Source organism: Candidatus Sphingomonas colombiensis, from assembly GCA_029202845.1.
Lineage (GTDB): Bacteria > Pseudomonadota > Alphaproteobacteria > Sphingomonadales > Sphingomonadaceae > Sphingomonas > Sphingomonas colombiensis.
Genome location: CP119315.1, coordinates 1210499 through 1234298 on the forward strand (window position 1 = coordinate 1210499; position 23800 = coordinate 1234298).

The following is a 23800-nucleotide window of genomic DNA, read 5'->3' on the forward strand; positions in this document are numbered from 1 at the left end:
GCCCGATACGCGCCAGATCTCTCCTGGACGTGGCGGCCTAGTTGAAACGCTCACAGCGACACGGGCGCGTGTAGAGCGGCCGTGATTGTCGTTGCCGATCAGAATTCCACCCCCAAATGGAGAGGGGTGGAATGAGGTGACTGTCAATTCGGCGGTAGCTCGTTGGGCCATCAGGGGAGACGGCCCGTTTCGGCCACGAAACCTCGCAGGAACGACACCTCGTCACGTAGGTGCTGACATTCGGCCCGCACAAGCAGCAGCTCTCGTTCAAGGTCGGAAATCCGCTTGTTTTCGGGCTCCTTTGCTTCGGCGCTCTTCTGAGCTTCCGCGAAATGGCTGCCTCCAACATCGCTTTCCCACCGCTCGTAGGATGCGAGCAGGCGGGCGCAGAATTCGTTGGTCATGAAGTTCTGGCGGTTGAAGCGCTCGCCAGATTCGCTCAGCGCACTAGCAACCTTCCCAGGAGAAGCTTTCCCGGAGTGGCGAGGGAGGGGAGTGGAACCAAGGGCGAGGAGATATTCTGCGACCCGCCGAGCATTGCGACGAGCTGCCTTAGCAGCAGGGCCACCAAGTTGGGCATCGGACGTACGATCCATTTCTTCCAGGATCGCCATAATCGTGGTGCTAACGCTATCGGTCACGCGGCAACCTCAGTATCACGCGATAGAGCATCATATAGCGCGGATTTCCCGATCTTCAGGCGTGCAGCGGCCTCCCGCACGGTAAGGCCATCCGCAATGTGCCGACGAGCTCGAGATAGCTTCTCTGGCGTCACGACGCGGGTGCGGCCGCCCTTGCGGCCGCGAGCTTCGGCGGCCTTCAATCCGGCCGTGGTGCGTTCGACAATTAGGTCGCGCTCAAATTGGGCAAGGGCGCTGAAGATGTGGAATAGCAGGCGGCCGCCTGGCGTGGTCGTGTCGACGGCTTCGGTGATCGACCGAAGGCCGACACCCCGCTCCCGAAGCTGGTCGACAGTCTCGATGAGATGCTGGACCGATCGACCGAGGCGATCGAACTTCCAGATCACCAGCACATCGCCGTCGCGGAGATAGGACAGCGCAGCAGCGAGGCCCGGCCGATCTGCCTTCGTGCCCGACACTCGATCGTCGAAGATGCGGTCACAGCCTACGGCGCGGAGCGCGTCATGCTGCAAGCTGAGGTCCTGATCCGGGGTAGAAACCCTGGCATATCCGATCATAGCCATTGGGAAGAAATCTGTCCGAAAACTTGTCCAGAAATCACTCTGTCCGGTTTGCCGTCGTTGCGCCAGTGTTTTCGGACAAAATTGCGGCGTCCATCATTCCCTCGTTTGGTGGACGACAATAAGCGCCCCCAAACGCGCTTGTTGTATGGTCAAATTTTGTCATGAACCCAACGTTCGCGCGTTCGCAGGATCGGCACGCTGCGAACGCCGAAGGCGGACCAACGCCTCCCACATCACCGATCCAAGGACAAAAAAGACTTGAATAAGGGTTTCCTTCGGTGCCCAATCAGTCAGTGGGGGGCAATACACAGCCATGAATTCATTCGAAGCAAGGTGGTCGCCGACTTTTGCCAGTCGCGATAGCTGATTGCCAGCGATGAAGGATGACTCCACGGCGAATGCCGCCACAGAGAAGGTCTGGCCTTCGATCGATGATACTGCGCCCACCGAGGAGGGCGGTCCCGAGGCGCGTAAGGGATTTAACTATCAGGATGAAGTCGCAGTAAGATTTCTACTCGAGATGATCGAGAATGCGCATCTCCTGAAAATTCATTTTGAGACCCATGACGATTTGGTCCCCGTTCGCCACGATCCAACCATCGAGGCGGCGATCGCGGAATATGTCCAGGTCAAAGCCGGCGAGCCCGACAAACTGTGGTCCGTCGCCGACCTCTGTGCCCGGGATGCAAAGAAGGTTGGCACGTCAATCTTCGAGAAGTCTTTAGCGCGCGATCAGCACAAGGAAGTCTCCCGTTTCCGGATGATCACGATGCGGCAGGTCGTCAAGGCGATCGAGCCGCTCACTTACAAGTGCGGGTCGGGAGACCGGAAGCTCGCCCAAAAGGCGATGGACGCGCTTCACACCGAATTCGCCGAACGGATGAATGGCGTTGCGTCAGACAAGGGCAATAGCGCTGCCTACTGGCTCGATAATTGCGAATGGGAGATCCGGCACGACCTGACCTCGATGCGCGCGGCCAATGCGAACCACCTGCTAAGGATGAGCATCACCGCAGGCCATCCCCTGCTGTTTGAACAGCTTGATAATTTGCTCGACGAATTGCGCCTCATGGCCAAAGAAGCCGGCGCCGCCAAATGGATTCCCGATAAGGCCAAAAAGATCGTGACTCGGGCGGAGATTCTCGCCTGGTGGACCAAGCGCCTGGGTGATCTTGTCGCGCAATCCTCGGCTCAGGCCGGCACCAAATTGACCGAAAAACTGGCGGCTGTCAGCTTGCCCGACGACGTCGTCGCGCTCGCGATCGACCTGCGGCGCGGTTACGCCGCCGCCACGCGAGCGTCGCGCTATATGGAATCCGAAGAGGGCGTGCAGCTCGTCAACAGGGTCCAATCAGAAGCGGCGTCGCTTCGGTCGAAATATCTGGCCGGCGAGCTGGCGACAAGCGGCATGGGGTTCCACGCCCTGTGCCTCGCCAAGATGGACGAGATCAGCGCACAGGTCAGCGCAGGTCCGGTGGACCATGCCGCTTTTCTCAAGGGCTGCCTCTACGACATAGCAGACCGCTGCCTCCTACGTTTTGAGCTGCCCAAATGAAGTCCATCAACCGCCTTGCGACCCGGGCAGCCAGCGTCCCGCTTGCGGCGGACGATATCGTCGAATTCCACGCGGCGCGGCTGCTGTTACTCATGCTCGTCTGCGGCTCGGCTGGTCGGATCGATGGGCTCACCAAAATGGCCAAGCTTGATTTTTTTAGTAGGTATCCTGAATTCTTCTTGGTCGCGCGCGCGGCCGAGGGCGAGCCGGAAGGTTCCGGCACAAGGCCGGCCGGCAACGCTGTCGAGTCCTCGATGGTCCGCCATCACTACGGCCCGTGGGACAAACGCTATTATCATGTGCTGGCGCATCTCGAGGCCAAACGGCTGATCACCGTCTCAAAGCAAAAGAAGTCCTACCAGATCGCGCTGACGCCTCTCGGTAAGGACCGGGCGAAGGCGCTCGCGGAGCTGCCATCCTTCGCCGGCCTGGTAGACCGTCTCAAGCAGATTCGGGAAACTTTCGGAAAAAAGACAGGCACCTACCTCAAGGACCTGATCTACCGCCTCTTCGATCGCGAGGTCGGACAACGCGAAATGGGCAAGGTGATACGGTCATGATCAGGCCATTCCTCTCCATTGCTCGCCTAGAGCGGCATCTGCCGACTGGGCAGCAGGAATCGCTCGACTTTGAGCCCGGGGTCAACGTGATCGTGGGCAGGCCCAACACTGGCAAGACGAAGTGGCTGCAGACGCTCGACTTCCTACTTGGCGATCCTGGCGGAAATCCGTTCGAAGGTGCCGACGAGAATGCGCTCGCGGAAAAATACGATGCCGCAGCCGCAACCTTGAGAATCGGCACCGGCACCTTTCTTGTCGAGCGGCGCTGGCGAGAAAATGGTGGCAAAGGGAAGGTCTATGTCGATGGCACGGCAATGCTGGCGAAGGACTTTCAGCACTGGCTGATGAAGGAACTCGGCATCCCTTTGCTGAGCTTCCCGAAGGGCAACCCCACATCGGGCCAGACATGGCCGGAATTGTCCTTCCGTATTCTCCTGAGGCACATCTATCGCCAGCAGCGCTTTTGGGGTGACATTGCAGACAAGCAGCCCGAGGGCGAGCAGCATGCGAGCGTCTTGCAGTTCCTTGGCCTGGCCGAACATATCTACAGCCCGGATTATGAGGAGCTTGTTCTGCTCAAAAGACGGGTAGACCTGCTCGCGGCTCGACGAGACCAATATGCCAACACGCTGAATGAGCTCGCACGCGACCTGCTGTCCGACGAGGATATTTCGGTCCACGTCAGCGTAACGACAATTGCGGCAGCAGCCGACCGTCTCGCAGCGGAGGCAGCGTCATTGCACGAGCGCCGCACCGCGCTGCTAACCGCAGCGCAGGATGAAGTGATCCCAACGGAACAGCGCAGTCACATCGCCGATCTCGCGGCGCGCCGGTCGAGCGCGCTTTCAAGCCTGGAGAACATTACTCTCAAGCAGGGTAGCGCGGCCGAGCGTCGGTCGGACGTTGCGCGCTACCGCGCGGATCTTGCCGAAGAGATTGAACGGATGGAGCGCGCCGAGGATGCTGGCGCGGTGCTTGCCGATCTGAAGATCACGCATTGCCCGGCTTGCGATCAATCGGTGAACGCCCTTGCCTATCATGGTCATGACTGCTTCCTGTGCCACCAGCATCTGCCGCCAGAGCCGGTGATCGCCGACCTCGGCTCGGTCAGGCTGCGGTTCGAGCGCGACCGGCTTGCCGGCGAACTCGCCGAGGCGATCGAACTCGAAAGGGTCTTGCAGGCGGAGGTTGCCAAGCTCCTTGCGGGCGCGGCCACCATCAAAGCGGAGATCGGCGAGATCGATGCAGAGCTTACGCCCGCCAAGGAAGCAGTCGGCGCACTTGCCCAGGCCGAAATCAGCGCGATCGACATGGCGTTGGGACGCGGAGCCGAGCGCCAAAGACAACTCGACCGGGTCAGCGCGGCGCTCGAGCTTGGCGTGCAGATGACCAAGGAAATCGCCCGCCTAGAAGAGGCGATAAAGCCCGTTCAGAAACGAGTCGACGACGCCTTCGCTGCAATCGATTTCCACTCGGCAGCGGCCCAGCTCGAAGACGGGATGAACGCCTATCTCGAAGCGCTGAACCAGCCTGGGCCGAAGGTCTGGCTACACAGTCACGTCAATGTCGACATCAGCCGGAGCAACCTCTCGCTCCGCGTAGGCCGTCAGCGCTGGAGTGCAGCTCTGGGCGGGACAGACTCGCTCTATTTCCTGATGGCCTATCACTATGGCCTGATGACGCTGTCGGCCAAGGCGGGCACACATTATCCAGGGTTGAGCATTATCGACGTCCCGGGGGAGTTCTCGGGTGAGGCAGTGGCGGATAAGGAAAATTTCATCGTCCAGCCATTCATCGACCTGCTCAAGCGCGATGAATTCGCCGGTGCTCAGCTCATTATGACCGGCGCATCCTTCACCAATCTCTCGGGGGCACATTTCCAGAGGCTGACGCACGTTCATGTCGCGTGATGACCGTGGGCGGGAATTTCGGCGCGCGGGTACTCAGCACCCTTTCATTCACGCTGCTCATGCGGTGCAATGGATCCGCATCGCTACGCCCATGCAGCGCGGCACCGCAGTCACAGCGAAAAGTCTCAAACTGGCTCGATGACGGGCGAATCAACGATAATGCAGGTTCGTCGCTAACGCCTCAAAATGATATATCGATACAAAGAAGCATGTGGGAATAAAGGAAGACTGCGTGCGTATTGTTCGGACTCACATCGAAAATTTTCGTGGAATTCGTCTTGCCGATATCCACTTTGATGGGACCACCGTCCTCTTGGGCGACAATAACACCGGCAAATCAACGGTGTTTGAAGCGATCGAGCTCGCCATCGGTGCTGATCGATTGTCGCGCACTCAGGCCATCGACGAGCATGATTTCCACGGCGGCCGCTACCTCCCTCAAGAGGATCAATCGGCCCCGAGGATCGTCGTGGAAGTCGTTGTTGCCGGCCTCGACGATCAGCATTGCGACCGCTTTCGGAACAATCTGGAATTCTGGCGCGCCGCCGACTGCACGTTGATCGGCCCGGGTGGCGCAATTCAGGCGGCCCAGCCCGGCGTTGAGCCGGCGGTCCGTATCCGTTTCGAAGGAGCCTACGACTTTGACGGCGACGAGTTCTCCGCGAAGACCTGGTTCGCGGTGCCGCGCGCGGAGGACGGCACACCTTCCAGCGAATGCCGATCAAGCGACAAGCGCGAATTCGGTTTCCTGCATCTTCGCGCCCTGCGCACGGGAAGCCGCGCGCTGTCCATGGAGCGCGGCTCTCTCCTCGACGTGATTCTTAAGACCTACGAGGTCCGGACGCGCATGTGGGAGGGCTTGCTCGACAGTTTGCGCGGCCTCGACGTGGTGGGAGCGAGCGACCCCGAGTTCGGCCGCATCCTGACCGCGATACAGGACGCCATGCGCGAGATCGTACCGGGTGAATGGGCCGATGCGCCGCATCTGCGGGTGTCGGAGCTGACCCGCGAGGATCTTCGGCGCGTGCTGAAGTCCTTTCTGGCGACCGGCGTGCCAGGTTACGCCGCGCCGTTTCAACATCAGGGCTCGGGCACGATCAACGCGCTCGTTCTCGCGATGCTCGGCCTTATCGCCGAGCGGCGGAACGGGCGGGTTATCTTCGCGATGGAGGAGCCAGAGATTTCGCTCCCGCCGCATGTGCAGCAGCGCGTCGTGGACAAGGTTCGCGGTCTTGCCTCGCAAGCGTTGTTCACGTCGCACTCGCCCTATGTGATCGAGCAGTTCCAGCCCGAGCAGATGACGGTCATGCGCCGCGACGCGACGGCGCTCCTGACTGCGACCAAGGTCGTTCTGCCTGACAATCTGCGCCTGAAAATCTTCCGCGACGGTTTTCGTACCCGCTTCTGCGAGGCGCTCCTCGCACGCCGTGTCCTGGTCGTGGAGGGCAAGACCGAGTTCGTCGCTTATAGCGCGGTCGCGCGGCGCGCGGCGGAGCTGGACCCGGCGGCTCACAAACGTCTCGACTCGCTTGGGTGGGTACCGTTCGATGCGGGTGGCGAGACGGCGGTGGCATCTTTCGCCGGCTTCTTCCGGGGATTGGGCAAGACCGTCGCGACAATCTTCGACCGCCAAGAGCCGGGTGCGGCGGCTGCGATCCAGCTAGCTTGCGACCGCGCCTTCGAGCAGCCTTATGCCGGTTTCGAGCATCTACTCCGGGATGAGGTCGCGCCCAGTATGCAGCAATGGTTCGTCCAGTGGCTTGTCCAGAACGGTGAGTGGCCGGCGGCGCTAGCGGCCCAGGTTCCGGCCAATGGATCGCCGGAGGCGGCTTATTCCGGGCCGTTCCTCGCGCTCTTCAAACATAAGAAGGGCGACGACTTTCTGACGCTCTTCTTCAGCCAGTGTCAGGTAGGCCATTTCCCGCCGACCATCATGGGAATCCTCAGCCAGTTGCGCGCGATGGTGGAAATACCGCCGCCGCCCGTCCCGATACCGCCGATCCCGGCGGCGCCTGTTCCGCCGGTACCGGGCGGGTAAGCACGTGGCGCTCGTCCTTTGCGACCAGCGCCGGCGCTTGCTGGCGACAGACGGCAATATCCTCGTGCGGGGCGGCGCGGGGTCGGGAAAGACGACGATCGCGCTGGCGAAGGCCTGTGCGGACCTCGAAGCCGACCGGCTCGGCGCGAGCGGAAAGGCGCTGTTCCTGAGCTTCGCCCGCGCGACGATCGCGCGCGTCGCCGAACAGGCCACGGCCACGATTCCGCGCGGCTTGATGTCGCGGATCGAGATCAACACCTATCACGGGTTTGCCTGGTCGATCCTCAAGAGCCACGCCTATCTGCTGTGTGCTCGGCCATATGTCTCGCTCCTGCTGCCCGCGCAGGCGCGTGATCGCCTCGCCGGCCTAACCGGCGCTGCGCGGATCGCCGAGCAGCGGCGGCTGTTCGATCGGGAAGGCTTGATCGCGTTCGACCTGTTTCCCAGCCTTGTCGCCGACCTTCTAGAGGCCGTGCCTCTACTGGCGCGCGCTTATGGCGGCGCATATCCCTTCATAATCGTCGATGAGTTCCAGGACACGAACGCCGACGAGTGGCGGATGATTGCGACCCTCGGTCGGCAAAGCCCACTTATGGCGCTTGGCGACCCCAAACAGCGGATCTACGACTTCAAGGGCGCCGATCCGCGCCGGTTCGATGAGTTCATAGCCACTTTTCAGCCTATCCCATTTGACTTTCAGGGCGAGAACCGCCGCAGCGCGGGGACAGATATCACCCTGTTCGCGGACGCGATGCTAACGGGCGCATTTCGCCCGCAAGCCTATGCGGGCGTGACCATCACATCATATCCCGGTCAGAGCCTGCGCCCTCTAAAAGCGGCTGTCCTTCAGGCCGCTAATCGCTTGCGCCGTAACGGGGATTGGTCGCTCGCGGTGCTGGTGCCGGCTAACATGCTGGCGACCATGGTTTTCGAATATATGTGGAAAGCCGAGCACGGGCTGCCGAGCTATCCGGTCGAGCTGCTCGTCGCCGCCGAGGGACCGATGCTCGCGGGCGCGATCATCGCTTTGCTGCTCGAACCGCGCGATCCAACGGTTGCGCTGGGGCCGCTTGCCTTGGAGGCACTGGCGGCGTTTGAAGTGGGACGCAGCGAGGCGGCGTCCGCTGGCGCGATCGGAAAGGCCGCCAAGCTGCGCAAGGCCGCGAGGGCCGTCCGAGAGCGCGGCGACGCGGGCTATGGTGCGCGGGGTATTCCGACTGATCTCCGGCAATTGCTGGTCGAGGCCGAAGCGCTTGTGCTGACGGGCGATCCGATGACGGACTGGCGCGCGATTCGCGCGCTGTTCGCGGCGAGCCCACGCCCCGAATTGCAAGCGGTCGCCAAGGAGGCCCGCCACATGCGACTGCTGCGTCGCGGCGCGCAGATCGAGGCGCGACTGGCCGGTGCGTGGCGCGAGCATGGCGCCTATCGCGAGGCACGCGACCTGCTGCGCGCGGCGGTCGTCGAGGATCAGTTCGCCGCGACAGCGAGGCCGCATCGCGGCGTGACGGTCATGACGATCCACAAGGCGAAGGGGAAGGAATTTGATGAGGTGATTGTCTTCGAAGGCGCCTACTCGCGCTACCTTCGCCCGGGCGGCGCGAACGAGGAACGGTCCGCTCGGTTCAACCTTCATGTGGCCGCGACCCGCGCCCGGACCGCCGTAACGATCATGACGCCCGCGCGTGATCCTTGCCGTCTCTTGCCGTGAGGAAAACAACATCACAACCCGCTGATGGCCCCTGCGGCAGGGTCCGACAGCTATCTTACTTTCTCCCCTCCAAACCTGGCAGTCGCCTATCAACCAGTCAGTCTTAGTTTCCAAAATGGGAAAGCAGACCGACCGCAGCTGAGGACGAGGAATTGGCTGCCAAACAATTACAATTGGCCGTCTAGCTGCCACGTCGCTGCTTGCGGCGGGCTTCCTTCGTCCGATCCGCCATGTCATCGACGTCGCTACGCCATTCGGCGCGCGCTGGGAGCGGAGCCTCAAGCCGTTCCTGCGAGACGCCTGCCGTCACCGCATTACCGACGAACCTGACGAGCATATCCTGAAGTGCATCAATCAACTCGCGCTGCCGTTCATTCTCCGCTTCCAGTTCCGCGATCCGCTGTGCATCGAGCGAGTCATTTTGTGGCTTGGGTTCCGGCGGCGGCCCGTTCTTTCTCAGCTTATGATGCCGCGCAACGGCCGCATCGTAGGCGGTGGCGATCGATTCATGAGCAGAAAGCGCCTGGCGGGTGAAAGCGCGACCGGTGACCGTCTCGCCCAAAGCAATGATTTTCGGCCACGTGGGGCGAAGATCGACCGCCATCTCGCCCGCGAGCGTAACGATCATCTCCACATGCTTGGCGGTCAGCCGGTGTTCCTGCCGGCGTTTCGTCTTGCCAGCCATCAGTGGGTCACCGGGGCAGGGCGTTGGTCGACCTGTACGATATGACCATCAGGGATGCTAGGATCGTCATGGATGGCGATGATTTTTTTGAGGGAAGAAGCCATTCGCTCATGTGCGTCCACCCAGCGGTCGGCATTGATGGTGCCGTCGGCCTCCTCTTCGAACGCGATTGCGAGATCCGCCTCGGTGTCGATCAGATTCTTCGCCGCACGCTCGCGCTGCTCAACATTGCCTTTCTCGACACGGAGTTCGCCGCAATCCGAGCATGAGCCGTGTTTTTGGCAAGGGAGAGCGTCCCAGGGATGAACGCAAATGCCGAGATCGGTGACGTGCGCGGTACGGGAGACGCTTTTCACAAACTCCTCACGGCGCACCGGGTCTTTGATAGATCTCGTTGCTTGCGCGACCGGACCAGCGGCCTCGCCCGTCATTAGCTTTTCGCTTACCCGCTTTGCGCGTTGAACCGGCGAACGATGATCATAGGCGCGGTTCTGAGCAACATTCTGACGGCTCATCCAGCGGGCGAGGTCGACATCGCTCAAGCCGCCCTCGAGCGCCAAGGTGTTCAGCCAATGGCGGATTTGATGGGATGGGCAGCGGAGAGGTCGCCCGTCTTCGTCAAGATATCCGAGTCGTTCGAATATCGAGGGCGCACCGGTGATCCCGACGAGATACACGTTTATGTTGGCATCTTTGAGGAGGGACACCGTTCCTCGCAGCCCGCCATCCATCGAGCGTTTGACGAAAAACTTGGGAATGATGAACAAGCTGTCGTGGAGGTACTGGCTTCCTTCGCCGGAGCGTAAGATCTCACCACGTTCAGATTTTCGATAGAGAACCCGACGAAGATCACCCATCCGAAAACACCGCCCTCGCTTGCTTTCCGGACGGACAGGCTTGAGGGACATATCGTTGTCTCTGACAAACTGGTATGGATCAGTGACAGCAGCGATCTCGACGATCTGATTGAGCGGCAGCCAAGCATCGTCATCGATCTCGTCCCATGCGTCGCCCAGCAGCGTCTTATCCGGGAATGCAACCTGATGCGTGGCTGCGCGCCATGTCGGTTCCGAAATGCGTTGCAGGTCTGCGACGGCGCGCTTTACGACATCGTTCATAACCGAAGGCACCCACTTAATCTGAAGCGTGTGAGCTCCCTTCTCTGGCCAGTGGCGCAAACCAATGCGCTCGCAAGGGTTGCCAAAGCGATCAAGCACCTGAACGCCCATATCGTCCAGTTCCGGCTCGCTATGGAGGCAGTCTCGAGGAAGGGTCAGCAACTCGTTCACGCGGAAACCACCGCTTACGCAGAGCTCGATTCCGCGTTGGATGAACAGGTCTCGCTCATCGAGGTCACCACGCCCAGAAAGGTCGGCTAAGGCGTCGATGATCTCCTGGCGTGGCATCAACTCGTCACGACGGCGATCCGCAACGGCACCTATCGCATTATGCTTCGCTTTGCGCCCAATCGAATTGCGCCATTCGATTGGCGCGGGCGCTAGGCGCATGTCGTCCATCTGGAGAGCGATAAACGCTAGTTTGCTACCAATGTTCGCCGCGCCTTCGCCCAGTTCCGATTTTGCCGCCTGCGCCGCTGCCTCGAAATCGCCGTGCACCAACAGATGCGGCTGCGGTGGCCTTTGGCCAAACTGAGAATACAGCCAACGACATGCTGACACGACAGCTTGCAAATTCGAGGCCGAGAAGCCCTTATCGCTGCGCCCCTCGAAAGCGCAGACCATGACCTTGGCAAAGCCGAAAAACGGCTCAGGGAACGGTGGCAAACGACTGCCCTTGACGGCTTTCGCTATCGTGAAATGGAGACCGCCGGCACCTGCATCGGACGCTCGGGCGCGTGACACGAGCGGCCAATATTGATCGTCGAAGTTCGGAACGCGTAAGACGTTTGCTTTCCGCGCACGCTCGACCTGCTTTTCTAGCTCTTCAACGGCCGAAGATACGGCGGTCGAGCGAAACGCGAGCACGTCGCCATGAGAGCGCCAGTTGGATGCACGGACCTTGATCGCCCGATTGATGCCTGAGGTCATGCGGCCAGGTCCTGAGCTTTCATTTCGTCACAGCGTTGGATGACCAATTCCACCGCTAAAATGTGCTCGTCGTAAAGTTGCGTCCATTTCGGATCGGCGCCCTCGGATAGCTTTTCCGCTCGGCGATCGATCAGTTTATCGAGAACGTGCTCGTGTGGTGCCTCCATCCATGGCTGGAAATCGCGACAGAGATAGCATGCCAAGGGGGCTAGCAGACCGCAAAAGCCAAACTCGCCGCAGCTTCCGAGCCCTTCGCGTTTTTTGTTCTTTTTGTTCAAATGCATGATGCGACTGCTGGGATCACCAGCCCGGGCAGCTTCGTCTTCGTTGCGGATCACCTTCCCAAGGAAGGCCTGCGCCACGGGTGCCAGGAGGGTCGAGAGGGCACGATCGAGATTGCGGACTGCATCCGACCGAGCATTGAAATAGACCAATACGTAATCGGTTGACGTATGGTCGAGAGCGTCGGCCACCTCTTGGACGGACGCGCCCTCGTCAACCAGGCGCGTAGCGAAGCTATATCTGAGGCGGCGAGGATGAAGGTGCAGCGGCCCGCCTTCCGCGTTGCGGAGCCCCAGATCTCTAGCGACTGCTTTCACGACGACGCCCAGATAGCCGGGGGAGCGGCGGTAGGATTTGCGCTCATGGGTTGTTCCCAGCAGCGCCTGCTCGGGCTTAGGCCTACGAAAGATCGGCCGAATGGCGCCATCAATATGCTGTGCGCCTTGATTGCGCGCGATCAGCTTGGCGACGAGTTCACCGATCTCGGGCACCAGCCTGCGGACTCGGAACTGATCGCGCTCACCGGCGGTGCGTTTCTTGATACGCGGTATTCGAAGCTCATGGACGATCTGGCCGTCCTCTAGCTTTGTGCGAATGTAATCCTGCTCTTCGAGTAACACGAGGTTTCGCGGATTTGTCCCAAGAGCGACCATCAGCCAAACGAGCACCAAATCAGCGAGATCGAGCCGGCCAGCGGCCTGGGCCGCCTTCAAGGCAGACCGCAACTGGGTCATCTCGACTCCTCGAAGCGGTCCGCGATTAATGTCATGGCTCAGAACCGCGCGCCCCCTCGGGTTGCCGCCTATCTGCAAGCTCTCAAACCCAGATGCCACGTCGGGATCGAAAAGGTCGAAACCGGCATCAGTGGCCCAAATATACCAGCGCACAAAACCGCCGGTGTAAAAACCGACGTTCTCCTCGCTGACGCGCCCGCGAACAAACTCTTTGTATCTTTCGAAGAATCCTCGATCGAGCATTCTATCTCGCGAAACCGCGATGTTCAGCTCACCAGCGATCGGCTCTTTCGCCAATAATCGCATGAACTTGTGTTGACCGACAACGTAGGTTGCGGCGTTATTTCGGATAAGATGGCGGACAAATGCCTTGAGAGCACGAGTTACGCGATAATCCACAATCGAAAATTCAGTCCACGATACAACACCATCCGTGGCAATGCGCCAAATATCGCCAGACGTATCTATCACATCTCCAGAAGAAGACTGCACCAAAGCGTCCTCTAATTCTTCTTCGGGAAATTCGGAAAAAAGATCGATCAGACCAGAGTTTTTCATGTTAACACGCTAAATTTATATATCGACGGACTTCTTCTGGAGATCGTATATACGACTGTTCGCGCGTTTAGCTATAGCTGACCGCGAATATCGACTGTCCATGACCGTATCCTCAACCCACCCGTTCAGATAAATTTGATCCTCCCTGACCTGCTTCTCATCCCAGCCGTGTTTCTCTGCCTCTTCGACAAACCGCTCGTTCATATCGTGGCGGAGGACGTGCGAAGCGAAATTGCCGAGGGCGGGATAAACATCACGAAGCCGCTCGAAGATAGCGAACGCGGCTCGGATCGAAATCTCAAACCCATCTTCATTGACGAAGAGAAAGCGCGATTTTCGTGACTGAGGAAACGCTGCGCGATCCGATCTGTGGTCGAGCCATACGGCCATGGCATCCTGAGCATCGCCATTGACCTCGATCATTCGAGGGCGTGTTTTCGCCCTTGCCGGACGTGCACGGCGATCGTCTGGGTTGTTATGGCGAATGTGCACGAAAAGCTGAGGCGGCTGCTCGAGATTTTTGTAGTCGTTGCGATGCAAGCCCGCGAGTTCGCCGGCTCGCAACCCATAACGATAGTGCAGCAAGATCAGGGCGTGGTTTCGCCGCCGGAGCTTTGGCACAAAGGGGTTTTTCGGCGAATCTGGCCTGATCACCTCCAGCAACAGCTTGCGCTGCGCCTCGGAAAGGCCAGATCGATCGCGTTCGGCAGCTCCGGCATTCCCTCTGGGCTGTTGAGCTTTTGCGCGGCTGCGGAATTCATTCCGCTCCGTCCTAAGGTCCCTCAGGTCTTCTCTGCGCGCTCGTGCGATAACGGCCTCAAACCGCCAAAGCAGGTATCGAATGAAGTCGGCGTACCGTCGCTTCGCATACGAGGTTACGACAGCGCCTTTCCGTCCGTCCGCACGACTCAGGCAACGATTGGCAAAATCGGCCAACTCGTCGCGGGAAAGGAATCTGCCGGAAGCTAGCCGTTGCATCAGGTCGATGCCCCTGGCCTCCAGAAATGATAGCCCGGTGGCGATACCTTGGGAGACGTTACGAATCGTTTTGGGGCTATCGCCTGGCACCCGATGAACGACGATCACATAACGAAGGGCGTATGTGTCTGGGATGCGGCTGTCGCGGCGGACGACGAGCGACATTTCTTCGCCGCTCGCCATCCGGATCTCAGTTACGAGATAAGCCGCTTGCTTGACAATTTGACCGCGTATTTGATTTTTCGCATTGGAAGCCGCCATGCGGAGCCATTGGCAGAAAAATCGTTTAGAATCACGTGCTTTGTTGCGATCGCTTTACACTGCTGTCTGAGGGCGTCCTACACCCGCATCGGCATCAAAACGTAGAGTGCCGGCGATTTGTCGTTCTCGCGGATCAGCGTCGGCGAGGCGGCGTCGGCAAGGTGCACTTCCACCATATCGCCATCGACCTGGCCGAGGATGTCGAGCAGATAGCGGCTGTTGAAGCCGATCTCGAACGGTGCGGAGACATATTCGCCCGGCACTTCTTCCGCCGCCGTGCCGTTTTCCGGGCTGGTGACGGAGAGCGTCACCTTATCACGATCCAGCCCCACCTTCACCGCGCGGGTCTTTTCCGTCGCAATGGTGGAAACGCGATCGACACCCTCCATGAAGCTCTTCGGATCGATCTTCAGGATCTTGTCATTGCCCGTCGGGATGACGCGCGAATAATCCGGGAAAGTGCCGTCGATCAGCTTGGAGGTCAGGATCGCCTGCCCCAGATCGAAGCGAATCTTGGTCGCGGACAGCGACACGCCGACCGAACCATCGACCTCATCAAGCAGCTTGCGCAGCTCGGCGACGCATTTGCGCGGCACGATCACGTCGGGCATCCCGTCCGCGCCATCGGGGCGCGGAATCGTCACGCGGGCAAGGCGATGGCCGTCGGTCGCCGCCGCCTTCAGCACCGGCTGCGCGCCGTCGCTGTCGGCGACGTGCAGGAAGATACCGTTGAGATAGTAACGCGTCTCCTCGGTGGAGATCGCGAATCGCGTCTTGTCGATGATCTGCTTCAGCGACTCGGCCGGCATCTCGAACTGATGCGGCAGCTCGCCCTCGGCGATCACCGGGAAATCGTCGCGCGGCAGCGTGCCGAGCGAGAAGCGCGCACGGCCGGCAACGATCGCCATCCGCCCGTCCGCCGCGCTCAGCGATACCTGCGCACCTTCCGGCAGCTTGCGCGCGATGTCGAACAGGGTGTGCGCGGAAACGGTCGTCGCGCCCGGCTGGTCCACCGCGGCGGGCACGCTTTCGTTGATCTGGAGATCGAGGTCGGTCGCCATCAGCTTCAGCGCACCCTCCGCCGTCGCCTCGATCAGCACGTTGGAGAGAATCGGAATGGTGTTCCTGCGCTCCACCACCGATTGCACATGGCTAAGCCCCTTGAGGAGCGTCGCGCGTTCGATCGTCGCCTTCATTCTATCGTCCCCCAGCCCTCCGGCAGCGGCCGGGGCAGTTCGATCCACCCTAGCCAATGAAAAAGGGCCGGAGCAAGCGCCCCGGCCCTTCTTTTCGTCAGATCGCGAAGCCGCGCTTAGAAGCGCATGCCCACGCCCGCCATGATCTGATGGCGGTCGAGGTTCGGATCGTAGTTGTTGACGCCATCGATGTGGCCATAGTGCGAGTAACGATACTCACCCTTGATGTAGGCGGTCGGCGTCACGTTATACTCGACGCCCGCGCCCAGACGGTAGCCGCCGAGGTTCTGGCTGTCTTCGTAGGTGGTCGACGTGCCATCGAAATAGCGCGCGTTGAAGCGAGCGTTGGTATAGCCCGCCTTCGCGTAGATCATCGCGCGCGGCGACACGACATAACCGACGCGACCGCCGACATAGAGGTCGCGGCCCGCCTTCAGGCGAGCGCTGTCACCGGCGTTGACGATATCAAAGGCGCGCGCCTTCGTGGTGGAACCGTCGATCTCGCCTTCGATGCCGACGATGGCGCTGCCGCCAAGGTTGGCGTCATAGCCAATCGCGCCGCCATAAGTGAAACCGTCGCGGCCATCGCTGGTGCCGTCATGGGCGTTCAGGTGATCCCACCCGGCCAACACTTCGACACGCGGCCCCGAAAACGGGGCCTGGCTCTGCGCCAGCGCCGGGGTGGCGAGGGCGGTGCCCAGCGCGGCGGCCGCAGTGGCGATAACGAGCTTACGCATAAAAAACTCCATTCGATAACCGTCCCCTGAAACTGGGGGCGCACGGGCTATCTGGGCCTTCTCGCCGCACTTTGCATGAACCTCAGATAAACGAGGAAATCCGTTGTTTTTGGGCCACAGGGGGTTGAAATCACCCCGCTATGTTCCAAAACGCGCGCGCCCTTGCGCACCCGGCAAAAGGCGTTGCGCCACGCCCGCCTGCTGGTCCAAAGACCGGGGCCATGGACGCATTCCCCTCCCGCCGCCTCGGCCGCGATTTCATCGCGCGACACGGCGAAACGGTGTTCAACGCCGCCCACCGTCTGCAAGGCGACGCCCCGCACACTCCGCTCACACGCGCCGGATTCGCGCAGGCAGAGGAAATGGGGCGGGCGCTACGCGAATTGCTTGGGCCCAAACCGGCGCTGACGCTCTGGGCATCGAATGCCGGTCGTGCGCTGCAGACGCTGGCGATCGTGGCTGAGCATCTCGAACTCGATTGGCACGATGCCCGGGTCGATCCTCGCCTGACCGAGATCGGCATGGGTAGCTGGGGCGGCCGATATTATGCCGACGTGGTGGGTGAAGTCGGCGCGGTGATCGATTCGCAAGGGCTGCTGCGCCCCGCGCCCGATGGGGAGGATTATCCCGCGATCGCGACGCGCGTGTCCGGGTGGCTGGCCGACACCGCGCAGGATGCGGGCGACCGGCTGGTGATCATGCACGGCATCTCCAGCCGTGTGATGCGCGGGGTGATGACCGGCGCGGCGGACGGGCATTATGGCGCACCAGTCTTGCCGGGCCATCCGCAGGGCACCGTCACGATGATCGAGGGGGGCCGCGAATCGGTCGTCCACCTCGGGCTGGGATACGCTCCGGCGTGATCGCCGCCGCGCTTCTGCTGCTCGCCGCGGCGGAGGGGCGGACGACGCTGGGCGTCTATCAGAGCTGGGGTGCGTTTCGTGATGCTGCCCCGTCGCGCTGCTTCGCGATCGCCGCGCCGATTCGCGCGGGCGCGGCCTCCCGCTGGCGACCGTTCGCGAGCGTCGTCAGCCGATTCGGCGTGGAGCGACGCGGCGCGGTGTTCGTCCGCCTGAGCGCGGCCGCGCGCCCCGGCACCCCGGTGACGCTGGCGATCGGCGAGCGCCGCTTCACGCTTTCCGCGCATGACAGCGCCGCCTGGTCGCCCGATGCCGCCACCGATCGCGCGATCGTCGCGGCGATGCGTGGCAGCCGCAGCATGAGTGTATCGGCCGTCGCGCCGAGCGGCCGCCCCTTTGCGGACAGCTATGCGCTGACCGGCGCCGCCACCGCGATCGACGCGGCCGCGCTGGGCTGCGCGCGCGACTGAATCGCCACCGCTGGAAAAACCGCGCGACTTCGCCTATGTGCGCCGTCATGCAAACAGCGTCGGCAGCCCACATGCCCATTCCGGGGCACATCGATCCCGTGCCCGTGGAACGCACGCTCGCACCACGTAGCGACGGGCGAATCGACCTGCTCGGGCTGTCGAAGCTCGATCTGCGCATGGCGCTGGAGACCTCGCAGCTCGAACCGAAGCAGGCGAAGCTGCGCGCCAAGCAGCTGTGGCACTGGATCTACAATCGCGGCGTCACCGATTTCGAGCTGATGACCGACATCTCGAAGACGCTGCGTCCATGGCTTGCGCAACGCTTCGTCATCAGCCGGCCCGAAGTGATCGAGGCGCAGGTCTCCACCGACGGCACGCGCAAATGGCTGCTCCGCTCGGACGACAAGCAGGATTACGAGATGGTGTTCATCCCCGATGCCGATCGGGGAACCCTGTGCGTATCGAGCCAGGTCGGCTGCACGCTCAACTGCCGCTTCTGCCACACCGGCACGATGCGCCTCGTCCGCAACCTGACCGCGGCCGAGATCGTCGGGCAGGTGATGCTGGCGCGCGACGGGCTGGGCGAATGGCCGAGCCAGCCGGAAGGGCGGATGCTCACCAACATCGTGATGATGGGCATGGGCGAGCCGCTGTATAATTTCGATAACGTCCGCGATGCGCTGAAGCTCGTCATGGATGGCGACGGCCTTGCGCTGTCGAAGCGGCGGATCACGCTCTCCACCTCCGGCGTCGTGCCGATGATGGCGCGCGCAGGCGAAGAGATCGGCGTCAATCTGGCCGTCTCGCTCCACGCGGTGACCAAGGAAGTGCGCGACGAGATCGTGCCGCTGAACCGCAAATACGGCATCGAAGAATTGCTGCAGGCGTGCGCCGATTATCCCGGCGCCAACAACGCGCGCCGCATCACGTTCGAATATGTGATGCTGAAGGACAAGAACGATTCGGACGACGATGCACGAGAACTGGTGCGGCTGATCAAACACTATCGCCTACCCGCGAAGGTGAACCTGATCCCGTTCAACCCATGGCCCGGCGCGCCCTACGAATGCTCGACGCCGGACCGGATCAAGGCCTTCTCGAACCTCATATTCGAGGCCGGCATCTCCGCCCCCACCCGCACCCCGCGCGGACGCGACATCGATGCGGCGTGCGGCCAGCTCAAGACGGCGGCGGAGAAGAAGTCGCGTGCGGAGCTGGATCGTCAGGCGGAGGAAAAGCTCGCCGCGCTGGGGTAGGGACGATAAACGTCCCAGGCGCGGCCGTTAATGCCGGGGTCCGGAAGCATCTGGATCAAAGGGTTCAGCAGGGCCCGTTCCGACATCGCCGACGTACCACCATTTTCCTTCGCCTTCCGCGCAGCGGGCGTAGTTGCAGTCGAGCGATTGGGTCATCAGCCGGCGCAACCGGCGAACGGTTTCACAATCAACACCTGAAGCGAATTTGATTTGCGTCACCGGGATCGGAAGCAATTCGCGCGTTTGTTTAAGATTGGCCGCCATGGTGGGTTGATTCACTCGCCGACCGTTCCACGACAGTGCGCCATCAGCGGAAACCGATATAACGCTTAGACCGGAGAGAACTCCCCGCCCCTGACGCGGCGTAATCCAGCCCGCGGGGAGCGGGCCGCACCCTTCCGCGTATGTCGATTCCTTGTGGGAGCACCCGGCGCACAGGACGGCGGCGCTCAGCAAGGCCGCCCCCAATTTCACCCGTTCGACCAGCGCGCCCAGATCGCGGTCGGCAGCACCAGCCCGCGCGCTTCCTCGCGCACACCTAGCTCGCCCGCCTCGACCTTCCCGGGGAGGTCCGCGAACGCCTGTCGCAGCATCTCTCCGATCGCCAGCGCGGACATGCGGACGGCGTAAACCGTCAGAAACAGATAGCGCGAATCGGCGTCGAGCAACTGGCGGCAATCGGCGATCAGCGCCGGGAGATTTTCCTCTAGCCGCCATATCTCGCCCGTCGGGCCACGGCCGTATTTCGGCGGATCGAGCAGGATACCGTCATAGCGGCGCCCGCGCCGCACCTCGCGCGCGACGAACTTCGCCGCATCGTCGATCATCCAGCGCACCGGCGCGTCGGCCAGCCCGGAGAGCATCGCATTGCCGCGCGCCGCCTCGACCGATTTCTTCGACGCATCGACATGCACCATCCGCGCGCCGATCGCCGACATGGCAAGCGTGCCGACGCCGGTATAGCCGAACAGGTTGAGGCATTCGGGATCGTCGCGCCCGGCGAGCTGCTCGCGCATCCAGCTCCACACCGGCGCCATATCCGGGAAGAAGCCGAGGTGGCGGAACGGCGTGGTCTGTGCAGTGAAGCGCACCTCCTGCCAGGACAGCGGCCAGCCATCGTATGGCACCGGCTCGGCGAAGCGCCATTGCCCGCCGCCGTCCTCATCGCTGCCGGGCACGAACTCGCCATGCGCGCGCCAGTCGGTCGTCGCGGGTGCCCACAGCGCCTGCGGCTCCGGGCGAATGAAGCGAAAACGGCCGTAGCGTTCGAGCTTCCGGCCATGGCCCGAATCGATCAAGCCGTAGTCGGCCCATGGCTCGCCGATGATGGTGTGCAGAGTCACGCCGCGCTCACCCGCGCGGGCTCGCCAGCCCGGCGATATAGCCGCTCACCGCATCGAACGTCGCGTCGAGCGTGACATAGCGTTCCTCGCGCTCGAACAGATCGCCGACGCGCGCGGGCAGCGACGGCCGGATGCCGGTCGCGCGCTCCACCGCGTCGCGGAACTTTGCCGGGTGCGCGGTCGCCAGCGTCACCATCGGCACGTCGCCGGCATGGCGGCGCGCTGCGGCGAGGCCGATCGCGCTGTGCGGATCGATCACCTGGCCCGCGCGCTCGCTCGCCCAGCGCATCGCCAGCGCCATATCGTCGACATCGACGCGCTCGCTGGCGAACAGCGTCGCCGCACCCTGATGCTGCGCGTTGCTGAGCCGCATCGCGCGCGTCGCCTCGAATCCGCGCATCTGCTCCGCGAGCGCCGCACCATCGCGCCCGCCGAGATCGAACAGCAGCCGCTCGAAGTTGGACGAGACCTGGATATCCATCGATGGCGTCGGCGTCAGCACGACATCGCGGCACGAATAATCGCCGCTCGCCAGCGCGCGCGCGAGGATGTCGTTCACGTTGGTCGCCACCACCAGCTTCGCCACCGGCAGCCCCATCTTCGCGGCGACATAGCCCGCGAAAACGTCCCCGAAGTTGCCGGTCGGCACGCTGAACGCCACCGAACGCTCCGGCGCGCCGAGCCGTACGGCGGCGTAGAAATAATAGACCACCTGCGCCATCAGCCGCGCCCAGTTGATCGAATTGACCGCCGACAGATTGAACCGACCCGAGAAAGCGGAATCGTTGAACATCGCCTTCACCAGCGCCTGCGCCTGGTCGAAATCACCCCGGATCGCGATATTATAGACGTTGGGCGCACCCACGGTCGTCATCTGGCGCCGCTGCACCTCGCTCACCCGGCCTTCGGGGTGGAGCATGAAGATATCGACGCCCGCGCGGCCCGCCACCGCGTCGATCGCCGCCGACCCGGTATCGCCGGACGTCGCGCCGACGATCGTCAGATGCTTGTCCGAACCGGAAAGGAACTTCTCGAACAACAGCCCGAGCAATTGCAGCGCGACATCCTTGAACGCCAGCGTCGGGCCGTGGAACAGTTCAAGCAGCCATTGATCATGATCGAGCTGGACGAGCGGGGTGACGGCGGCATGATCGAAGCGGCCATAAGCGGCGGTGCACAATGCCTTCAGTTCATCGCGCGTCAGGCTGCCTGCGACGAACGGCGCCATCACGGCCACCGCCGTATCGACATAGGACAGGCCGGCGAGCGCGGCGATCTCGTCGCGGGTCAGCGTCGGCCATTGCTCGGGAAGGTACAGGCCACCGTCGGAGGCGAGACCAGCGAGCGTGACGTCGCGGAAATCGAGCGCGGGCGCGGCGCCGCGGGTGGAGATATAGCGCATGAGTGGCGCGCCTAACGCGCGTCGCCCGCGCGGGCAATCCTCCGTCGCACCGCAAGCACATAGATCACGCCCGCGACGCCTGCGAAGAAGAACCATTGAAACGCATAAGCGAAGTGATTGTTGGGCACGATGCCGATATCCGGCCGCGTGTTCGCCGCGAGGCCGGGCGCGGGCGTATCGGAGACGAGCAACAGTTCGCGCGGCACATGATCGAACAGCCCGGCGATCAGCGGGCGCGCATCCGGCGCGTGGCTGATCCAGCCGGTCACCTTGCCGCCGGGCCATTCGACCTTGGCATCGGGATCGCGGGTCGTGCCGAGTTGCACCTGCATCCCGGGCCCTTCCGCCCCAGTGCGGCAATGCGCGATCAGGCGATATCCCGCGTTGCCGGCACCTGCTCGCTCGATTCGCGCAATCGACAGGCAGAAGCCACTTGCCCTGCGGAACAGCAGCGAATCATCGGGGAAGCGCGGGAAGGCGACCGCCGGCTTAGCCGGGTTGGCGGAGAGCTGCGCGAGTTGCGCCTCTTTCTCCGGCAGGCGGATCAGCAATTGCCACAGCCCAAGCCCGATCATCGCCGCCACCGCGAGCGTCACGAGGATCGTGGGGATGACCGGCCAGCGTTTCATTGCTTCAATCGCCCTTCACGCGCGGCATTGCGATATTCGAGCGCGATCAGCCACCCCTTGGCGAGCCTGAGGCTCAGGATCACGCCCGCCAGCGTCACGGGCGTCCAGAGCAGAAGCTGGACCCACAATGGCGGCCCGACGGTCAGCTCAAGCGTAACCGCGCCGATCGTGACCAGCGCGCCAAGGATCAGGGTGAGGAATGCCGCCGGCCCATCGCCGACGTTGAAGGCGGCATAGTCCAGCCCGCAGGCGCGGCACCGATCCGCGAATTTTATCCAGCCGGCGAACAGCGTCTTCGCGCCACACCGGGGACACAGGCCCTTGAGGCCGCAATCGAGTGGGCGCGGCTGGCTTGTCGCCGCCGCGCCCGGCTCATTCTTTTCCGGGATTTCCGTGCTGGCGGGTGCTTCCACCCGCCCCGAAACCCCGTCCGGCTCAGCCACCGTGGACCGGCGCGCCCCAACCGCCCCAGACGTAGATCGAGACGAAGAGGAACAGCCACACCACGTCGACGAAGTGCCAGTACCACGCCGCCGCTTCGAAGCCGAAATGCTGGCGCGGGGTGAAGTCACCCTTGTACGCCCGGATCAGGCACACGATCAGGAAGATCGTGCCGATGATCACGTGAAAGCCGTGGAAGCCCGTCGCCATGAAGAACGACGCGCCATAGTTCAGCCCCTTGAACGGGAAGGGCGCGTGAATGTACTCATAAGCCTGGATCGAGGTGAAGATCAGGCCGAGCACGATCGTCAGCCACAGGCCCTTGAGCACGCTGTCGCGATCGCCCACGCCGATCAGACCCCACAGGCCGACCTTCTCGCCGCCGCGCTGATTGTGGATCAGCGCATGGTGCGCCCAGGTGACGGTGGTGCCGCTGGTCAGCAGGATCAGCGTGTTGAGCAGCGGAAGCTCGAAGGCGTTGATCACCTCCAGCCCCTTGGGCGGCCATTGCGCCGCGATCGCAGCAGCGCCCTCAGCCGCATGCTCGACCTGCCCGTTGACGTAACTGATCGCCGCCGGGAACAGGGCAAAATCGAAATAGGCCCAGAACCATCCGACGAAGAACATCACTTCCGAAGCGATGAACAGGATCATGCCGTAACGGAAATGGAGCTGCACGACCGGCGTGTGATCGCCCGCATGCGCTTCCTTGATCACGTTGCGCCACCAGCAGAACATGGTGAACAGCACCGCTGCCACCCCGGCGAAGAACAGGAAGCCGCCCCCATTGGGCTTCCCCACGTGCCCACCGTGCATCCACATGATGCCGCCGGCCGCCATCGCGAGCGCGGAGAACGAGCCGATCAGCGGCCACGGATCGGGGGGCAGGATGTGGTAATCGTGGTTCTTCGCGCCGGCCATTCGTTGCGTTCCCTGTTCCTA

General features: G+C 62.3%; 22 protein-coding genes. 8 read left to right on the plus strand and 14 right to left on the minus strand.

The genetic code is table 11. From position 1 onward, the window contains the following. Positions 1 to 170: 170 nt before the first annotated feature. On the minus strand, positions 171 to 641 hold the full coding sequence (locus P0Y64_05690; GenBank protein ID WEK44300.1) for a hypothetical protein: 471 nt from the start codon (positions 639 to 641) through the stop codon (positions 171 to 173). Then, entirely contained in the window at positions 638 to 1204 is a 567-nt protein-coding gene (locus tag P0Y64_05695) for a recombinase family protein (protein WEK44301.1), read from the minus strand. Before P0Y64_05695 ends, P0Y64_05690 begins: the two co-directional genes overlap by 4 nt. A gap of 376 nt (positions 1205 to 1580) precedes the next feature. Here P0Y64_05695 and P0Y64_05700 point away from each other — a divergent pair, with 376 nt between their 5' ends. The 5 genes from P0Y64_05700 (at position 1581) to P0Y64_05720 (ending at position 8978) form a co-directional block, all read left to right on the plus strand. Beyond that, complete coding sequence (locus P0Y64_05700) at positions 1581 to 2759, plus strand: dsDNA nuclease domain-containing protein (protein ID WEK44302.1); 1179 nt, start codon at positions 1581 to 1583, stop codon at positions 2757 to 2759. Continuing rightward, complete coding sequence (locus tag P0Y64_05705) at positions 2756 to 3319, plus strand: hypothetical protein (GenBank protein ID WEK44303.1); 564 nt, start codon at positions 2756 to 2758, stop codon at positions 3317 to 3319. Before P0Y64_05700 ends, P0Y64_05705 begins: the two co-directional genes overlap by 4 nt. Continuing rightward, positions 3316 to 5229 carry a hypothetical protein gene (locus tag P0Y64_05710; protein WEK44304.1) on the plus strand — a complete coding sequence of 638 codons (1914 nt, stop codon included), beginning with the start codon at positions 3316 to 3318 and terminating at the stop codon, positions 5227 to 5229. The genes P0Y64_05705 and P0Y64_05710 overlap by 4 nt, the downstream gene beginning before the upstream one ends. A 232-nt stretch (positions 5230 to 5461) precedes the next feature. Next, a complete protein-coding gene (locus tag P0Y64_05715) occupies positions 5462 to 7267 on the plus strand; it encodes an AAA family ATPase (protein WEK44305.1) in 1806 nt (601 codons plus the stop codon). A gap of 4 nt (positions 7268 to 7271) precedes the next feature. Then, positions 7272 to 8978 (plus strand): UvrD-helicase domain-containing protein, encoded by a 1707-nt coding sequence (locus P0Y64_05720; GenBank protein WEK44306.1) that lies wholly within the window; start codon positions 7272 to 7274, stop codon positions 8976 to 8978. A 181-nt stretch (positions 8979 to 9159) separates the two neighbouring features. Here P0Y64_05720 and P0Y64_05725 read toward each other — a convergent pair whose 3' ends face one another. The 6 genes from P0Y64_05725 to P0Y64_05750 all read right to left on the minus strand — a co-directional run bounded on the left by P0Y64_05725 (position 9160) and on the right by P0Y64_05750 (position 16457). Further along, on the minus strand, positions 9160 to 9582 hold the full coding sequence (locus P0Y64_05725; protein WEK44307.1) for a hypothetical protein: 423 nt from the start codon (positions 9580 to 9582) through the stop codon (positions 9160 to 9162). An 80-nt stretch (positions 9583 to 9662) separates the two neighbouring features. Then, on the minus strand, positions 9663 to 11711 hold the full coding sequence (locus tag P0Y64_05730; protein WEK44308.1) for a hypothetical protein: 2049 nt from the start codon (positions 11709 to 11711) through the stop codon (positions 9663 to 9665). Beyond that, positions 11708 to 13285: a tyrosine-type recombinase/integrase gene (locus P0Y64_05735; GenBank protein ID WEK44309.1), complete on the minus strand. Its 1578-nt coding sequence runs from the start codon at positions 13283 to 13285 to the stop codon at positions 11708 to 11710. Before P0Y64_05735 ends, P0Y64_05730 begins: the two co-directional genes overlap by 4 nt. Positions 13286 to 13300: 15 nt before the next feature. Beyond that, positions 13301 to 14524, minus strand: a complete 1224-nt coding sequence (locus P0Y64_05740; GenBank protein WEK44310.1) for a site-specific integrase — start codon at positions 14522 to 14524, stop codon at positions 13301 to 13303. A 77-nt stretch (positions 14525 to 14601) separates the two neighbouring features. Next, positions 14602 to 15720, minus strand: a complete 1119-nt coding sequence (gene dnaN, locus P0Y64_05745; GenBank protein WEK44311.1) for a DNA polymerase III subunit beta — start codon at positions 15718 to 15720, stop codon at positions 14602 to 14604. A gap of 116 nt (positions 15721 to 15836) precedes the next feature. Then, the gene (locus P0Y64_05750; GenBank protein ID WEK44312.1) at positions 15837 to 16457 is read right to left on the minus strand and encodes a porin family protein; all 621 of its coding nucleotides are present in this window, start codon (positions 16455 to 16457) and stop codon (positions 15837 to 15839) included. A gap of 221 nt (positions 16458 to 16678) precedes the next feature. On the opposite strand from P0Y64_05750, the gene P0Y64_05755 reads away from it, so the two are divergent. From P0Y64_05755 to rlmN, 3 genes are all read left to right on the plus strand, one after another. Continuing rightward, positions 16679 to 17320: a histidine phosphatase family protein gene (locus P0Y64_05755; protein ID WEK44313.1), complete on the plus strand. Its 642-nt coding sequence runs from the start codon at positions 16679 to 16681 to the stop codon at positions 17318 to 17320. Beyond that, entirely contained in the window at positions 17317 to 17787 is a 471-nt protein-coding gene (locus tag P0Y64_05760) for a hypothetical protein (GenBank protein WEK44314.1), read from the plus strand. The genes P0Y64_05755 and P0Y64_05760 overlap by 4 nt, the downstream gene beginning before the upstream one ends. A 71-nt stretch (positions 17788 to 17858) precedes the next feature. After that, on the plus strand, positions 17859 to 19043 hold the full coding sequence (gene rlmN, locus P0Y64_05765) for a 23S rRNA (adenine(2503)-C(2))-methyltransferase RlmN (protein ID WEK44315.1): 1185 nt from the start codon (positions 17859 to 17861) through the stop codon (positions 19041 to 19043). Between the two features lie 27 nt (positions 19044 to 19070). On the opposite strand, the gene P0Y64_05770 is transcribed toward rlmN, so the two are convergent. From P0Y64_05770 to P0Y64_05795, 6 genes are all read right to left on the minus strand, one after another. After that, a complete protein-coding gene (locus tag P0Y64_05770) occupies positions 19071 to 19307 on the minus strand; it encodes a hypothetical protein (GenBank protein ID WEK44316.1) in 237 nt (78 codons plus the stop codon). Positions 19308 to 19513: 206 nt separating this feature from the next. Next, positions 19514 to 20386: a class I SAM-dependent methyltransferase gene (locus P0Y64_05775; protein WEK44317.1), complete on the minus strand. Its 873-nt coding sequence runs from the start codon at positions 20384 to 20386 to the stop codon at positions 19514 to 19516. Positions 20387 to 20393: 7 nt separating this feature from the next. Continuing rightward, entirely contained in the window at positions 20394 to 21788 is a 1395-nt protein-coding gene (thrC, locus tag P0Y64_05780; protein ID WEK44318.1) for a threonine synthase, read from the minus strand. A gap of 11 nt (positions 21789 to 21799) precedes the next feature. Beyond that, positions 21800 to 22417, minus strand: a complete 618-nt coding sequence (locus P0Y64_05785; GenBank protein WEK44319.1) for an SURF1 family protein — start codon at positions 22415 to 22417, stop codon at positions 21800 to 21802. After that, entirely contained in the window at positions 22414 to 22734 is a 321-nt protein-coding gene (locus P0Y64_05790) for a DUF983 domain-containing protein (protein ID WEK44982.1), read from the minus strand. Before P0Y64_05790 ends, P0Y64_05785 begins: the two co-directional genes overlap by 4 nt. Positions 22735 to 22852: 118 nt before the next feature. Continuing rightward, positions 22853 to 23779 (minus strand): cytochrome c oxidase subunit 3, encoded by a 927-nt coding sequence (locus tag P0Y64_05795; GenBank protein WEK44320.1) that lies wholly within the window; start codon positions 23777 to 23779, stop codon positions 22853 to 22855. Positions 23780 to 23800 lie beyond the last annotated feature (21 nt).

What these genes read in the sequence shown, in the direction of transcription:
- P0Y64_05695 (WEK44301.1), bottom strand. Translation starts at nt 1,204, where the DNA reads ATGGCTATGATCGGATATGCCAGGGTTTCTACCCCGGATCAGGACCTC.
- P0Y64_05700 (WEK44302.1), top strand. Translation starts at nt 1,581, where the DNA reads ATGAAGGATGACTCCACGGCGAATGCCGCCACAGAGAAGGTCTGGCCT.
- P0Y64_05705 (WEK44303.1), top strand. Translation starts at nt 2,756, where the DNA reads ATGAAGTCCATCAACCGCCTTGCGACCCGGGCAGCCAGCGTCCCGCTT.
- P0Y64_05710 (WEK44304.1), top strand. Translation starts at nt 3,316, where the DNA reads ATGATCAGGCCATTCCTCTCCATTGCTCGCCTAGAGCGGCATCTGCCG.
- P0Y64_05725 (WEK44307.1), bottom strand. Translation starts at nt 9,582, where the DNA reads ATGGCGGTCGATCTTCGCCCCACGTGGCCGAAAATCATTGCTTTGGGC.
- P0Y64_05730 (WEK44308.1), bottom strand. Translation starts at nt 11,711, where the DNA reads ATGACCTCAGGCATCAATCGGGCGATCAAGGTCCGTGCATCCAACTGG.
- P0Y64_05735 (WEK44309.1), bottom strand. Translation starts at nt 13,285, where the DNA reads ATGAAAAACTCTGGTCTGATCGATCTTTTTTCCGAATTTCCCGAAGAA.
- P0Y64_05740 (WEK44310.1), bottom strand. Translation starts at nt 14,524, where the DNA reads ATGGCGGCTTCCAATGCGAAAAATCAAATACGCGGTCAAATTGTCAAG.
- dnaN (WEK44311.1), bottom strand. Translation starts at nt 15,720, where the DNA reads ATGAAGGCGACGATCGAACGCGCGACGCTCCTCAAGGGGCTTAGCCAT.
- P0Y64_05750 (WEK44312.1), bottom strand. Translation starts at nt 16,457, where the DNA reads ATGCGTAAGCTCGTTATCGCCACTGCGGCCGCCGCGCTGGGCACCGCC.
- P0Y64_05755 (WEK44313.1), top strand. Translation starts at nt 16,679, where the DNA reads ATGGACGCATTCCCCTCCCGCCGCCTCGGCCGCGATTTCATCGCGCGA.
- rlmN (WEK44315.1), top strand. Translation starts at nt 17,859, where the DNA reads ATGCCCATTCCGGGGCACATCGATCCCGTGCCCGTGGAACGCACGCTC.
- P0Y64_05770 (WEK44316.1), bottom strand. Translation starts at nt 19,307, where the DNA reads ATGGCGGCCAATCTTAAACAAACGCGCGAATTGCTTCCGATCCCGGTG.
- thrC (WEK44318.1), bottom strand. Translation starts at nt 21,788, where the DNA reads ATGCGCTATATCTCCACCCGCGGCGCCGCGCCCGCGCTCGATTTCCGC.
- P0Y64_05785 (WEK44319.1), bottom strand. Translation starts at nt 22,417, where the DNA reads ATGAAACGCTGGCCGGTCATCCCCACGATCCTCGTGACGCTCGCGGTG.
- P0Y64_05795 (WEK44320.1), bottom strand. Translation starts at nt 23,779, where the DNA reads ATGGCCGGCGCGAAGAACCACGATTACCACATCCTGCCCCCCGATCCG.